Annotated in this window: 7 protein-coding genes and 1 rRNA gene; 6 read left to right on the forward strand and 2 right to left on the reverse strand. The window is 64.3% G+C overall.

Features of this window, described 5'->3' with window-relative positions; all coding sequences use genetic code 11:
* Window positions 1-15: 15 nt before the first annotated feature.
* Complete coding sequence (locus tag QFZ36_RS16975; protein WP_306638129.1) at window positions 16-522, forward strand: ribonuclease domain-containing protein; 507 nt, start codon at window positions 16-18, stop codon at window positions 520-522.
* An 8-nt stretch (window positions 523-530) separates the two neighbouring features.
* Window positions 531-887, forward strand: coding sequence for a barstar family protein (locus QFZ36_RS16980; RefSeq protein ID WP_306638130.1), 357 nt, complete (start codon window positions 531-533; stop codon window positions 885-887).
* Window positions 888-992: 105 nt separating this feature from the next.
* On the opposite strand, the gene QFZ36_RS16985 is transcribed toward QFZ36_RS16980, so the two are convergent.
* Window positions 993-2,774: a thiamine pyrophosphate-requiring protein gene (locus QFZ36_RS16985; protein WP_306638131.1), complete on the reverse strand. Its 1,782-nt coding sequence runs from the start codon at window positions 2,772-2,774 to the stop codon at window positions 993-995.
* A gap of 43 nt (window positions 2,775-2,817) precedes the next feature.
* Window positions 2,818-5,439, reverse strand: coding sequence for an alpha-glucan family phosphorylase (gene glgP / locus QFZ36_RS16990; RefSeq protein ID WP_306638132.1), 2,622 nt, complete (start codon window positions 5,437-5,439; stop codon window positions 2,818-2,820).
* A gap of 153 nt (window positions 5,440-5,592) precedes the next feature.
* On the opposite strand from glgP, the gene QFZ36_RS16995 reads away from it, so the two are divergent.
* The 4 genes from QFZ36_RS16995 (at window position 5,593) to QFZ36_RS17010 (ending at window position 15,162) form a co-directional block, all read left to right on the forward strand.
* Window positions 5,593-7,674 (forward strand): alpha-1,4-glucan--maltose-1-phosphate maltosyltransferase, encoded by a 2,082-nt coding sequence (locus QFZ36_RS16995; protein ID WP_306638133.1) that lies wholly within the window; start codon window positions 5,593-5,595, stop codon window positions 7,672-7,674.
* On the forward strand, window positions 7,671-9,467 hold the full coding sequence (gene treS / locus QFZ36_RS17000; RefSeq protein WP_306638134.1) for a maltose alpha-D-glucosyltransferase: 1,797 nt from the start codon (window positions 7,671-7,673) through the stop codon (window positions 9,465-9,467). The genes QFZ36_RS16995 and treS overlap by 4 nt, the downstream gene beginning before the upstream one ends.
* 1 nt (window position 9,468) lies before the next feature.
* Window positions 9,469-13,167 (forward strand): 1,4-alpha-glucan branching enzyme, encoded by a 3,699-nt coding sequence (locus tag QFZ36_RS17005; RefSeq protein WP_306638135.1) that lies wholly within the window; start codon window positions 9,469-9,471, stop codon window positions 13,165-13,167.
* A gap of 469 nt (window positions 13,168-13,636) precedes the next feature.
* A 16S ribosomal RNA gene (locus QFZ36_RS17010) occupies window positions 13,637-15,162 on the forward strand.
* Window positions 15,163-15,389 lie beyond the last annotated feature (227 nt).

The raw sequence follows: 15,389 nt of genomic DNA on the forward strand, positions 1-15,389 counted from the left end.
CCGGAGAACAACACCATGCGCAACCGCAACACCCTGTCCTTGCTGCTGGGTGCGCTCCTGGTGCTGGTGCTGCTGGCGTTCGGCGGCACCGGCGTCCTGGGCCAGCTGACGCAAAATACGACGCCGGGGGGCACCTCGAGCGCCGAGGCCCCGCCCTCGACCCTCACGTCTTCTGTGCCGGCGCCGCCTGTGTCCCAAGCGGCGCCACCTGAAGCGTCCGCGCGTGGGAACCCGTCGGACCTGTCGGAGGTGCGTGAGTCAGAGCTTCCTGCCGAAGGCCGCGGCACCCTCGCCCTGATCCGGGCCGGGGGTCCCTTCCGTTACAGTCAGGACGGCCAGCCGTTTGGGAACTTCGAGCGGATCCTGCCGCGGAAGGACCGGGGCTACTACCGGGAGTACACCGTGCCCACGCCGGACGAATCAGACCGTGGAGCCCGGCGCATCGTGGCCGGCAACGGCGGGGAGAAGTACTACACGGATGATCACTACGGGACATTTCGATTCATAGCGGAAGGCAGTTAGGCGAAACCATGAAGATCTATTCCGGTGAGACCTGGACCTTGGAAGAGCTGCAGGAACAGGTGGTGGACGCCGGGCGCCGCAGCCTGGTGGTCCCGGCCGCGGACAGCCGGAAGGCCGTCCTGGAAACCTTCGGGGAGGTCCTCAACTTCCCGGAACACTACGGGGTCAACCTGGATGCGCTGAACGATTCCCTGCACGACTTCGCGGACAGCATCACGGACAACGGCAACCCCCCGGTCACGGTCCTCTGGCAGGTGGCCGCGCCGTTCCGCGGCGACCGGTCCTTCGGGATCATCTGCGAGATCCTCCAGGACGCCGAGCGCTATGCCGGCAAGGACTTGGCCGTTACCGCGGTCCTGCTCTGAACCCAGCCTGCTCTGAACCGGTCCTGCTCTGAACCCAGCCTGCTCTGAACCGGTCCTGCTCTGAACCGGTCCTACTGTGAGCCCGGCTCTGAACCCTGCCCGCCTTTAGCCGCGTTCCTCTTGCCGGGTGTAGGTTTCCAGCAGATCCAAGGCACGGCCGCCGCCGTCCTCCCCGGCAAGGGCCTTGCGCATGCTCTCCGCCTTCTCCTTGCCGCCCGGGAAGGGCGGCAGCAGCGGGACCTCGGGGTCAGTCAGAACGTCAATCACCACCGGCCGGTCTGCCGCGAAAGCGCGCTCCCAGGCATCCGCAAGCAGCTCAGGATCTTCCACCCGGATCCCGGTAAAGCCCAGCAGTTCGGCGTATCCGGCGAACGGAAAGTCCGGAAGCTCCTGGCTGTCCTTGAACCGCGGTTCGCCCTCGGACTCGCGCTGCTCCCACGTGACTTCGGTAAGCTCCCGGTTGTTGAAGACGCAGACGATGAACCGGGGGTCCTGCCACTGCCGCCAGCGGTGGGCCACCGTCACCAGTTCGGCGATCCCCGCCATCTGCATCGCGCCGTCCCCGGCCAGCGCCACCAGCGGCCGGTCCGGGTGCGCAAGCTTCGCCGCGATGCCGTACGGGATGGAGCAGCCCATGCTGGCCAGCGTGCCGGACAGGTGGGCCGGAACACCGGGCGGAAGCACCAGTTGGCGGGCGTACCAGTAAACGCAGCTGCCGACGTCGACACTTATCTGGGCATTGGCCGGCAGCCTGCCATTTAGTTCCCGCACCACCCGCTCCGGGTTCACCGGACTGGCCGGCACGGCGGCGCGTTCCTCCGCCAGGGCGCGCCAGCGGACCACTTCCTGTTCGACGTCGTCCCGCCACTGTCCGCGCGAACGGGCCGTCAGCCGGGAGCTGAGCGCCTGGAGTGCGGCTGCCGCGTCGCCGGCAAGTCCCACTTCAACGGGGTACCGGTTGCCGATCTTCCGTTCGTCGATGTCGATCTGGACTGCGCGGGCGGCGCCAGGCGGGGGATAAAACTCCGTCCAGGGATCGTTCGATCCCACGATCAGCAGGGCGTCGCAGTTGCCCAGCAGGTGCGCGCTGGCCGTGGTGCCCAAATGTCCCATCGTGCCCACGGCGAACGGCAGGGTCTCGTCCACGTACGGCTTGCCCAAGAGGCTGGTGGCAATCCCGGCACCAAGCTGTTCCGCGATGGCCACCACTTCGGCGCCGGCATGCCGGGCGCCCTGGCCAACGAGAAGTGCCACCTTCTCCGCACCGTTAAGGATCGCGGCGGCGGCGTCCAGGTCTTCGGTGCGCGGGGTCTTGGCTGATGTGCTCCAGGACGGGGCGGTGACCACAACGCCGTGTTCCTGCTGCAGCTCCGGCGCGGGTGCGGACTGGATGTCGTGGGGCAGGATCACCACGCACGGGGATGAGGTGGCCTTTGCCGTCCGGAAGGCACGGTCCAGGACCATGGGCAGCTGCTCCGGGGCGTTGACCTGCTGCACGTACTGGGCGGCAACATCCTTGAAGAGAACGGTGAGCTCGATTTCCTGCATGTAGGCCGAGCCCAGCACTGTCCGGCTTTGCTGTCCCACGATTGCCACCACCGGCACACCGTCGAGCTTTGCGTCGTAGAGGCCGTTCAGCAGGTGGACGGCCCCAGGTCCCTGGGTGGAGGTGACTACTCCCACCCCGCCGGTGTACTTCGCGTGGCCCACCGCCATAAAGGCCGCGGTTTCCTCGTGCCGGGCCTGAACGAATTCCACGCGGCCTCCGGCCCGGCGGAGGGCGCCCATAAAACCGTTGATCCCGTCGCCGCTGTAACCGAAAACACGGCTGACGCCCCATGTTTCCAGCCGTTCCACAACCAGGTCTGCCACGGTGCGGTCGTTCATGGTTCCTCCTGCTGCGTTCAGCCCTGCGGGTCGGGCTTAGGTCTTACGCGTTGACGATCAGTCCCAGTTCGGCCTTGGACGCGAGCGCGTCATGCTGCGGCAGTACACGCACGGTGTAGCCGAAGGACCCTGAGCGGTCGATCACCAGCGAGCCGCTGAACAGGTGCCGGCCGCTGCCCAGGTCTTCCTGGACCTTGAGTTCCATCACGGTGATCTCTGCCAGCGTGTCGCTTTCCTCGGCCCGGCCGTAGGCTACTTCCACGCTCACGTCCTCGGGAGTGAGGCTGTGCAGGGCCACGTAGGCGTTGACCTGGAGCGTGTCGCCGATCTGCGGGTCTTCGGAAACACCCACCGAGTCAACGTGCTCCACATGCACGTGAGGCCAGGCGGAGCGGACGTTTGCCGTCCAGGTTGCGAGGCTGCGCGCCTGCGAGTACGAGTTCGCGCCGGCACTCCGGCCTGCCTCCGCCGCCGGGCGGTAGAGGATGTTCACATAGTCGCGCAGCATGCGCTCGGCCGAAACCTGCGGCCCAAGGTGCGAAAGCGTGTGCTTGATCATTGATACCCAGTGTGTGGGCACCTTCTCTGTGGCCGACGTCGTGGACGGACCTGCGGCCCCCGCGTCTTCGGACACCGTGTTGCCGTAGAAGCGCGGAGCAACCTGGGTCTCAAGGAGCTCGTAGAGGGCCGCGGCCTCGATATCGTCACGTTCGTCCGGCGACGCGCCGTTGTTGGCGGTGGGAATCGCCCAGCCGTTCTCGCCGTCGTACATCTCATCCCACCAGCCGTCCATGACGGAAAGGTTCAGCGAGCCGTTCAGGGCGGCCTTCATGCCGGACGTTCCGCAGGCCTCAAGCGGCCGGAGCGGGTTGTTCAACCACACGTCGCACCCCGGGAACAGGGTGCGTGCCATCGCGATGTCGTAATTTGGCAGGAAGGCGATGCGGTGGCGGACCTCAGGATCATCCGTGAAGCGGACCAGGTCCTGGATCATCTTCTTGCCCGCATCGTCAGCGGGGTGGGACTTGCCGGCAATGACCAGCTGGATGGGGTGTTCCTTGTGCAGGAGCAGTGCCTTGAGCCGTTTGGGCTCGCGCAACATCAGGGTGAGGCGCTTGTACGTGGGAACACGGCGGGCGAACCCGATGGTGAGCACGTCCGGGTCCAGCACGTTGTCCGTCCAGCCCAACTCGGCGTCGGCGGCGCCGCGCTTCTTCCAAGCGGCGCGCAGCCGCTTGCGGACGTCCTCCACCAGGGCGGCGCGCATTTCGCGGCGCAGCGCCCAGACATCGGCGTCGCTGACGTTATAGGCGAGGTCCCAGCGGCCGTGGGCTTCCGCTTCGCTGCCGAACTGGTCCCGGGCGAGCTTGGAAATCCGGCTGTCCACCCAGGTGGGCACGTGCACGCCGTTGGTCACGGACGTGATGGGCACCTCGGAGTGGTCGAACCCGGGCCACAGGGCCGAGAACATGCCGCGCGACACTTCACCGTGCAACTTCGCCACGCCGTTCGCCCGCTGGGCCAGCCGGAGGCCCATCACTGCCATGTTGAATACTGATGGGTTGCCGTCGGCGTAGTTTTCCCGGCCCAGTTCCAGGATCCGGTCCACGGGCACGGCCGGTGCCAGGCCAGCTTGGAAGAAATGGTGGATCTGGGCGATTTCGAACCGGTCAATGCCCGCGGGCACCGGCGTATGGGTGGTGAAGACGGTGGAGGCGCGGCCGGCCGCCAGTGCCTCATCAAAGGTGAGCTTCTCGTCCCCGGCCATCAGTTCCTGAATGCGTTCGATGCCCAGGAAACCGGCATGGCCCTCATTGGTGTGGAACACCTCCGGGGCTACAGTCCCCGTCAGCTTCTGGAATGCGCGGAGTGCCTTGACCCCGCCCATGCCCAGCAGGAGTTCCTGCTGCAGCCGGTGGTCCCCGCCGCCGCCGTAGAGGCGGTCGGTGATGCTGCGGGCCGCTTCGTCATTGCCAGGGACGTTGGAGTCCAGGAGCAACAGCGGGACACGCCCGACGTCGGCACGCCAGATGTGAGCCAGCAGGCGGCGGTTGTTGGGAAGGGGCAACGAGACCTGCAGCGGCCGGCCGTTGCCGTCCGGGGAAGGCTCGCGGAGGAGGGTCAGCGGCAATCCGTCCGGATCCAGGACCGGGTACGTTTCCTGCTGCCAGGCGTCGCGGGAGAGTGACTGCTTAAAGTATCCGGCCTGGTACAGCAGGCCAACACCGATCAGGGGCACGCCCAGGTCCGACGCCGCCTTCAGGTGGTCGCCGGCCAGGATGCCCAGGCCGCCGGAGTACTGCGGAAGGACTTCGGTGATGCCGAACTCGGGGGAGAAGTAGGCAATCGCAGCCGGCGCGTCCGGGCCCAGGCCCTGATACCAGCGCGGCTCCTCAAGGTACCGGTCAAGATCTTCTTCGGCGGCCCGGACGCGTTCCACCACGGACTGGTCCGCGGCAAGCTGCTGCAGCTCTTCGCGGCTGACCAGGCCCAGGAAGCCGACGGGATCCTCGCCGCTTTCGGTCCAGAGGCGGGGGTTCAGCCCGGCAAAGAGATCACGGGTGGGACGGTGCCATGACCAGCGTAAATTGCTGGCCAGCCGGGCCAGCGGGCGGATCGGCTCAGGGAGGACTGTACGGACCGTAAATCTGCGGATTGCCTTCACCTGCGTCACACTAACGGACAACATGCACAGCCGGAACCAGCTTTGGGTTTCTTTTGGGTAAATGACTGTTGGCGTCCAGGAAATGACGCGAACCGCAACAAAATTAGTGAGCAGGCTTAGCAATCTCCGTCATTTCTCGCTAACGTCGAGGCTGTGACGACTAACTCAGGAACCAGGGCCGCATTGGACAATAAGCCGAAGGGCCGCATCACTGACGGCCTGCGGTTTGGACGTTTTCCCATCACCGCCGTAGAGCCGGTGGTCGAGGGAGGAAAGTTCTCCGCGAAGGCCCTGCCGGGCGAGGGAATAGTCGTTGGAGCCACGGCATTCCGGGAAGGGCATGACCAGCTTGGGGTCAGCGCCGTGCTCCTGGATCCGGAAGGCAACGAACGCCAGCGCGTGCGGCTCGCAGCCCCCCGAGGGGAACGCGGCATGGGAACGGACCGCTGGGAAGGCATCCTCACGCCGTCGGACGTTGGCAACTGGTCCTTCGTCATCGAAGCCTGGCACGACCGCTACGGCACCTGGCACCACAACGCCGAGGTGAAGGTGGCCGCCGGAATTGACGTGGAGCTGATGCTCGCCGAGGGTGCGGCCCTGCTGGGTGAAGCGTCCGAGGACGGCTCCCGCAGCGAGGCGGACAGGGCAACGCTGCGCTGGGTCGCCGAGCGGCTGGCCGACGGCTCCCTCAGCCCGGAGGAGCGGCTCGCCGCCGGGTTCAGCCAGGGAGTGGCCGACATCGTGGGGCGCGAGCCCATCCGCGAACTGGTGACAGTCTCCGAGCAGTTCCCGCTGCTGGTGGAGCGCGACCTCGCCGGCCGCGGCGCCTGGTACGAATTCTTCCCCCGCTCCGAAGGCGCCGTCCGCGACCACGAAACGGGGACGTGGACCTCCGGCAACTTCCGCACCGCCGCCAACCGCCTTGACGCCGTTGCCGCCATGGGCTTCGACGTCCTGTACATGCCGCCCATCCACCCCATCGGCATCCAGCACCGCAAAGGTCCCAATAACACCCTGATCGCCGGTCCCAACGATCCCGGTTCGCCGTGGGCCATTGGCGCCAAGGAGGGCGGCCACGATGCCATCCATCCGGACCTGGGCACGTTCGAGGACTTTGACGCTTTTGTGGCCCGCGCCAACGAACTCGGCCTCGAGGTCGCCCTGGACCTGGCGCTGCAGGCCGCACCGGACCACCCCTGGGTGCAGTCGAACCCGGAATGGTTCACCACCCGCGTGGACGGCAGCATTGCCTATGCCGAAAACCCGCCCAAGAAGTACCAGGATATTTATCCGCTGAATTTCGATAATGATCCGGAAGGCCTCTCCAACGAAATTCTCCGCATTGTCCTGCTGTGGGTCAGCCACGGGGTCAAGATATTCCGCGTGGATAACCCGCATACCAAACCGGTGTGGTTCTGGGAATGGCTCATCGAACAGGTGAACAAAGAAGTTCAGGGCGTCGTCTTCCTCGCTGAAGCCTTCACCCGCCCGGCCATGATGCACGCGCTGGGCCGCGCGGGCTTCCAGCAGTCCTACACCTACTTCACCTGGCGCAATACCAAGAAGGAGATTACGGAGTACTTCACAGAAGTCAGCCATGAGTCGTCAGCCTTCTTCCGGCCCAACTTCTTTGTGAACACCCCGGACATCCTGACCGAATACCTCCAGTTCGGCGGCCCGGCGGCCTTCAAGATCAGGGCTGCGCTGGCTTCCACGGCAAGCCCGCTGTGGGGCGTGTACGCCGGCTACGAGCTGTACGAGCACGTGGCCCGGCCGGGCGCCGAGGAGTATATCGACAACGAAAAGTTCGAGTACAAAGCCCGCGACTGGGATGCCGCGGACCGTTCCGGGCGGACCCTGGCCCCGTACATCACCAGGCTGAACGCCGTGCGGCACGCGCACCCTGCCCTGCAGGACCTGCAGAACCTGACAGTGCATTACAGCACTGACGATTCCACCGTTGTCTACTCCAAGCACAAGACGCTCCCCGACGGATCCAAGGACACCATCATTGTGGTGGTGAACATCGATCCCCACGTCACCAAGGAGTGCAGCGTCTCGCTGGACCTCGCGGCCCTGGAACTGGACCCGGATGACCTCACGGCGAACGGCGGCTTCTATGTGGACGACCTCATTTCCGGGGAAAGCTGGGAATGGGGCGAGTTCAACTACGTCCGGCTCGACCCGCACATTGAGCCCGCGCACATCCTGAGTGTCAGGAGAGCGCATCAGTGAGTTTTAATCCGCAAAGCTCGGGCCAGCACTTCACGCCGAAGAGCACCTTCGAACTGAATGCGCCAGGCCTGCAGCACGATCCTCTGTGGTACCGGAAGGCCGTTTTCTACGAGGTCCTCGTCAGAGCTTTTGCGGATTCCAACGGTGACGGCTCCGGAGATTTCTCGGGCCTCATCGACAGGCTTGACTACCTGCAGTGGCTGGGCGTCGACTGCCTCTGGCTGCCCCCGTTCTTCCAGTCGCCGCTGCGCGACGGCGGCTACGACATTTCCGACTACAACTCGGTGCTGGACGAGTTTGGCACCATCACCGACTTCAAGCGGCTGGTGGCCGAAGCGCATGCCAGGGGTGTGCGGGTCATCATCGACCTGCCCCTGAACCACACCTCCGACCAGCACCCCTGGTTCCAGGAATCGCGGAAGGACCCGGACAGCCCGTTCGGCGACTTCTACGTCTGGAGCGACACCGACGAGAAGTACCAGGACGCCCGGATCATCTTCGTGGACACCGAGGAATCGAACTGGACCTTCGACCCCATCCGCCGGCAGTTTTTCTGGCACCGGTTCTTCAGCCACCAGCCGGACCTGAATTTTGAGAACCCCAAGGTTATCGAGGCCCTGTTCGACGTGGTGCGTTTCTGGCTGGACCAGGGGATCGACGGATTCCGCGCGGACGCCATCCCGTACCTCTTTGAGGAGGAGGGCACCAACTGCGAGAACCTCCCCGCCACCCACGACTTCCTTCGGAAGCTGCGGACCATGGTGGACGAGAGCTACCCCGGGCGCGTCATCATTGCCGAAGCCAACCAGCCGCCCAACGAGGTGGTGGAGTACTTTGGCACGGAAGAGCAGCCCGAGTGCCATATGGCCTTCCATTTCCCGATCATGCCGCGCCTGTACTACGCCCTCCGGGACCAGAAGGCAGCGCCCATCATCGAGACGATGCAGGACACGCCGGACATTCCCGAGGGCGCACAGTGGGGCACCTTCCTGCGGAACCACGACGAACTGACCCTGGAAATGGTCACCGCCGATGAGCGCGCAGCCATGCTGGGCTGGTATGCGCCGGATCCGCGGATGCGGGCCAACATCGGAATCCGCCGCCGGCTCGCGCCCCTCCTGGACAATTCGCGGGCGGAGATCGAACTGATCAACGCCCTGCTCCTGTCGCTTCCCGGCAGCCCGTTCCTGTACTACGGGGACGAAATCGGCATGGGGGACAACATCTGGCTTGAGGACCGCGACGCCGTCCGCACACCCATGCAGTGGAACCCCGACCGGAACGCGGGCTTCTCCAACGCAGACCCCGGCAAGCTGTACCTGCCGGTGATCCAGTCGCTGGTCTATAACTACAACATGGCCAACGTCGAGGCTGAGGCTGCGCACTCGGGCTCCCTGCTCCGCTGGACCCGGCAGATCCTCAGCGTCCGCAGGAACCATCCGGCTTTCGGCCTCGGTACTTTCAAGCACGTCGAGGCCGACCATGACGCCGTCGTGGCATACCTCCGGGAGTTGCCGAACGGCAATTCCGCGGGGGTGGACGGTGAAACAGTCCTGTGTGCCTTCAACCTCTCGCAGCATCCAGTGGCCGCCAGGCTGCGCGTTCCCGACTACGCCGGGCGCGGCCTTCGGGATGTGTTCGGCGGCCAGCCATTTCCTGGCATCAACGAGGACGGGACGCTGACGCTGACCCTGGGCAGCCACGATTTCTTCTGGCTGCGCGTCCGGTCGGCAGCGTCCAATCCTTCGTCCCCCTATACGCAGGCAATGCCGATCCTCTCGATTGAGAACTGACATGAACCAGCCCATCCTTACTCCCGCCCTGACCGCGCTGCTTCAGGAATGGCTTCCGAGGCAACGCTGGTTCCCCGTCAAGACACCCGGCTTCGAGGTGGCCCAGGCGGGCAGCCTGGGGCTGGAGGATCCTTCCGGCCATGCGGCGCTCGCAGTGTTCCTGCTGAAGGTCACCACCAAGGGGGCCGACGGCGGCCGGCGCACCGAAGTGGTGCAGGTCCCCTTGAGTTTCCGGCCGGCACCGGCGGCGGGCATGGAACGGGCGCTCATCGGTGAAGCCGCGGGAACGGATCCTTCCAGGCCCTGGATCTACGACGCAGTGCACGATCCGGACTTTGTGGGGGCGTGGCTTGAACTGATGCGCGGCGGGGAGAAAGCGCCCAGCGGCACGGCCGCCGGGTTCCGCAGTCCGGGGGACCACAAGCTGCCCACCGCCCGGGGCGTGGTCAAAGTCCTTTCGGGGGAGCAGTCCAACACTTCAGTGATCGTGGACGACGGCGAAGCTGCCACTATCGTGAAGTTCTTCCGCGTCCTGTCAGAAGGGACCAACCCCGAAGTCGAGGTGGGGGCCGCCCTCACCTCTGCGGGTACTGCTGAAGTCCCGGCCACCCTCGGCTGGGTCCGCGGCGAGTGGCTGGCGCAGGGCGTCCCTTCCCCGGATGGGACTGCTACGGGTTCCCGGCACGCGGAGGGGGAGTTGGCCGTAGCGCATGAGTTCCTGGCCGGCGGGCTTGATGCCTGGCGCCTTGCTGTTGATGCGGCGCGGTCCGGAATCGACTTTACGGCGGAGGCGCGCGCCCTCGGCGCCGCCACCGCAACGGTGCACCGCCGGCTGGCCGAAGCACTTGGCCAATCCAAGGAGGCCGAGCCCGGCAAGGTGATCGCGCCGGGAGTAGCCCAGCGGGTCCGGCAGGCCTGGGCGGAAGCCGCCTCCGCCGTCGGGCCTTACGACGCAGCCCTGGACAACCTGCTGGACGGGCTCGACGGCGTCCCTGCAGGTCCGCTGCAGCGGATCCACGGAGACCTCCACCTGGGCCAGATCCTCCAGGTGCCCGGGCAGGCCGGACAACCGCCCCGGTGGGCAATCCTCGACTTTGAAGGCGAACCGCTGCGTCCCATCGCCGAACGGAATTTCCCCGACGTTCCCCTCCGCGACGTGGTGGGGATGCTGCGGTCCTTCGACTATGCGGCAGGGGCCGCGCAGCGCGAGCAGGAAGGCGCGCAGGTGCCCGCCTCCTGGGTTGACGAGTGCGCCGCCGCGTTCCTTGCCGGCTATGCGGAGGTCACGCCCGGCACCGTGGACAAGGACTCGCCCCTCTTTGTGGCATTGTGGCTGGACAAGGCACTCTACGAAGTAGTTTATGAAATGCGTAACAGGCCCGACTGGCTGGCGATCCCCGTGAACGCCGCCAGGCGGCTCCTCAGCGGTAACGGCGCCGGCGACCAGGCCGGGGCAGCATCGGAAGGTAACGAAATGACAGGCTCAGCACGAACCGACCATCCGGGGGTGCCGCTGCATGTGGATGCAGGCATCCTTGGCAGGATCGCGAACGGCGAACACCACGCCCCCCACTCCGTCCTTGGCGCGCACCTCGACGACTACGGCCACGTCACCATCCGTACCGTGAAGCATTTGGCCGAGTCCGTCACCGTGATCACCGCCGCGGGTGAAATTCCGATGGAACATGAGGCCCACGGTGTCTGGGTGGCCGTGATGGAGCCCCTGCAGCAGGGCCACGTCCCGGACTACCGCCTTGCCGTCACCTACCCGGGTGCCGAACCCGTCACCGTGGACGAGCCGTACCGGTACCTGCCCACCGTGGGTGAAGTGGACCTTCACCTCATCGGCGAAGGCCGGCACGAGAAGCTGTGGCAGGTGCTGGGCGCGCACGTCCAGCACTACAAGTCCTCACTCGGCGACGTGGACGGCGTGTCCTTTGCCGTCTGGGCGCCCAACGCCCAGGCCGTGCGGATCAAGGGCGATTTCAACGCCTGGGACGGGCGCGAGAATTCGCTCCGCTCCCTCGGCTCCTCCGGGGTCTGGGAAATCTTCATTCCCGGTGTAACAGCGGGGGCGTGCTACAAATTCGAGATCCGCACCAGGTCCGGCTACTGGGTGGAAAAAGCCGATCCTCTCGCCTTCGGAACCGAGGTCCCGCCGCTGACGGCCTCGCGGGTTGTGGAGCCCTCGTACGCCTTCAAGGACGACGAGTGGATGGAGGCCCGGGCCAAGCGGGATCCGCACAACTCGGCCATGAGCGTCTACGAAGTGCACCTCGGTTCCTGGCGCCTGGGGCTGGGCTACAAGGAACTGGCCAAGGAACTGGTGGACTACGTCAAGTGGCTGGGGTTCACCCACGTGGAGTTCATGCCGGTGGCAGAGCACCCCTTCGGCGGCTCGTGGGGCTACCAGGTCACCTCGTACTTCGCACCCACCTCCCGGTTCGGCCACCCGGACGAATTCCGGTTCCTGGTGGACGCACTCCACCAGGCCGGGATCGGTGTCCTGCTGGACTGGGTGCCCGCGCACTTCCCGAAGGACGCCTGGGCCCTGGCCCAGTTCGACGGCGAGCCACTCTATGAGCATGCAGATCCTTCCCTGGGTGAACACCCGGACTGGGGCACGCTGATCTTCGACTTCGGCCGGACCGAGGTCCGCAACTTCCTCGTGGCCAACGCGCTGTACTGGCTGGAGGAGTTCCACATCGACGGCCTGCGCGTGGATGCGGTAGCTTCCATGCTCTACCTGGACTACTCCCGTGAGGAGGGGCAGTGGCGGCCCAACCGCTTCGGCGGCCGGGAGAACCTGGAAGCGATCTCCTTCCTCCAGGAAGTGAACGCTACCGTGTACAAGACGCACCCCGGAGCGGTGATGATCGCGGAAGAATCCACGGCTTTCCCGGGCGTGACTGCTCCCACCGCGCACGGCGGCCTGGGGTTCGGCCTGAAGTGGAACATGGGCTGGATGCACGACTCCCTCAAGTACGCCTCCGAGGACCCGGTCAACCGCAAGTGGCACCACGGCACCGTCACGTTCTCCCTGGTCTACGCCTTCACGGAGAACTTCCTGCTGCCCATCAGCCACGATGAGGTAGTCCACGGCAAGGGCTCCATGCTCCGGAAGATGCCCGGCGACCGTTGGCAGCAACTGGCCAACCTGCGCGCCTTCCTGGCATACCAGTGGGCCCACCCCGGCAAGCAGCTCATTTTCATGGGCACGGAATTCGGGCAGGAAGCGGAATGGTCCGAACAGCACGGGCTCGACTGGTGGCTTGCGGATATTCCGGCCCACAAGGGAATCCAGCTGCTGACCAAGGACCTCAACGAGCTCTACGCCTCCACGCCGGCGCTCTACAGCCGCGATAACGAACCGGGCGGCTTCCAGTGGATCAACGGGGGAGACGCGGACCGCAACGTCCTGTCGTTCCTCCGCTGGGACAAGGAGGGCAACCCCCTGGTCTGTGCCATCAACTTCTCCGGCGCACCGCATGCCGGCTACACACTCGGAGTCCCGGAGGCCGGTGCCTGGACTGAGGTGCTTAACACCGATGCCACCACCTACGGCGGATCCGGTGTGCTCAACAACGGTGAACTGAAGGCGACCGGGGAGGGGCAGGACGGACAGCCGGCCACGCTGAGCGTCACCTTGCCGCCGCTGGGTGCTGCGTACTTCAAGCCGGCGGCGCCGACCGCCGGCTGACCCTCGGTTTATTTGTGCCGGAAGGGCCCGGGATCCTTGTGATTCCGGGCTTTTTCGTGGCCAGATACCCTACCCAGAGGCGCTGCGGGCAGGGCCGGTTGGCCATCCCGGAAGAGTGGTGGTAGAGTTTATTTCCGCGCTGCTCCACGGAGTCAGACGGAAAAACCGACCCTCAAACCTCAAGTTGATGAGGGTCGCGGAGGCCGGTTTGACAAGTGAGAAGCCAGCCGGTAAGTTTGAAAAGTTGCTCCGGAGCGATCCTGAATGTTTGGTTTGGGTGGTGTCGGGTGTGTCTGTTGTTTGAGAACTCAATAGTGTGCCAAGTTTGTTGATACCGATTTTTTATTAAATTGGTTGGATTTGCCGGGCTGCCCGCCCCTGTGGGTGGTCTGGTTTTTACAGCTGGTTTCAAATTTTGTGCAGCTTTTGGTCCCGTTTTCCCGGGGCTGGGGGTTGTGTCTGTTTTTCTTCAACGGAGAGTTTGATCCTGGCTCAGGATGAACGCTGGCGGCGTGCTTAACACATGCAAGTCGAACGATGATCTCCAGCTTGCTGGGGGGATTAGTGGCGAACGGGTGAGTAACACGTGAGTAACCTGCCCTTAACTCTGGGATAAGCCTGGGAAACTGGGTCTAATACCGGATATGACTGATCATCGCATGGTGGTTGGTGGAAAGCTTTTTTGTGGTTTTGGATGGACTCGCGGCCTATCAGCTTGTTGGTGAGGTAATGGCTCACCAAGGCGACGACGGGTAGCCGGCCTGAGAGGGTGACCGGCCACACTGGGACTGAGACACGGCCCAGACTCCTACGGGAGGCAGCAGTGGGGAATATTGCACAATGGGCGCAAGCCTGATGCAGCGACGCCGCGTGAGGGATGACGGCCTTCGGGTTGTAAACCTCTTTCAGTAGGGAAGAAGCGAAAGTGACGGTACCTGCAGAAGAAGCGCCGGCTAACTACGTGCCAGCAGCCGCGGTAATACGTAGGGCGCAAGCGTTATCCGGAATTATTGGGCGTAAAGAGCTCGTAGGCGGTTTGTCGCGTCTGCCGTGAAAGTCCGGGGCTCAACTCCGGATCTGCGGTGGGTACGGGCAGACTAGAGTGATGTAGGGGAGACTGGAATTCCTGGTGTAGCGGTGAAATGCGCAGATATCAGGAGGAACACCGATGGCGAAGGCAGGTCTCTGGGCATTAACTGACGCTGAGGAGCGAAAGCATGGGGAGCGAACAGGATTAGATACCCTGGTAGTCCATGCCGTAAACGTTGGGCACTAGGTGTGGGGGACATTCCACGTTTTCCGCGCCGTAGCTAACGCATTAAGTGCCCCGCCTGGGGAGTACGGCCGCAAGGCTAAAACTCAAAGGAATTGACGGGGGCCCGCACAAGCGGCGGAGCATGCGGATTAATTCGATGCAACGCGAAGAACCTTACCAAGGCTTGACATGAACCGGAAACGCCTGGAAACAGGTGCCCCGCTTGCGGTCGGTTTACAGGTGGTGCATGGTTGTCGTCAGCTCGTGTCGTGAGATGTTGGGTTAAGTCCCGCAACGAGCGCAACCCTCGTTCTATGTTGCCAGCACGTGATGGTGGGGACTCATAGGAGACTGCCGGGGTCAACTCGGAGGAAGGTGGGGACGACGTCAAATCATCATGCCCCTTATGTCTTGGGCTTCACGCATGCTACAATGGCCGGTACAAAGGGTTGCGATACTGTGAGGTGGAGCTAATCCCAAAAAGCCGGTCTCAGTTCGGATTGGGGTCTGCAACTCGACCCCATGAAGTCGGAGTCGCTAGTAATCGCAGATCAGCAACGCTGCGGTGAATACGTTCCCGGGCCTTGTACACACCGCCCGTCAAGTCACGAAAGTTGGTAACACCCGAAGCCGGTGGCCTAACCCCTTGTGGGAGGGAGCTGTCGAAGGTGGGACTGGCGATTGGGACTAAGTCGTAACAAGGTAGCCGTACCGGAAGGTGCGGCTGGATCACCTCCTTTCTAAGGAGCACCTACGGATTGTTCATGCCATGTATGTGGTGTGGGGGTTTGTCAGGAGTAAAAGCCCGTTGCGCAGACGCAAGTTCTGCGGCGGGTGCTCATGGGTGGAATATCAACGAATAGCGGCTGCTTGTGTTTCTTTCTTGTCTAGTACGGATGCTTTGGTGTCCTGGAACGGCGGGGTTGGGGTGCGGGTGGTTTAGTGTTTGGCACACTGTTGGGTCCTG

The organism is Pseudarthrobacter siccitolerans, assembly GCF_030823375.1.
Classification (GTDB): domain Bacteria; phylum Actinomycetota; class Actinomycetes; order Actinomycetales; family Micrococcaceae; genus Arthrobacter; species Arthrobacter siccitolerans_A.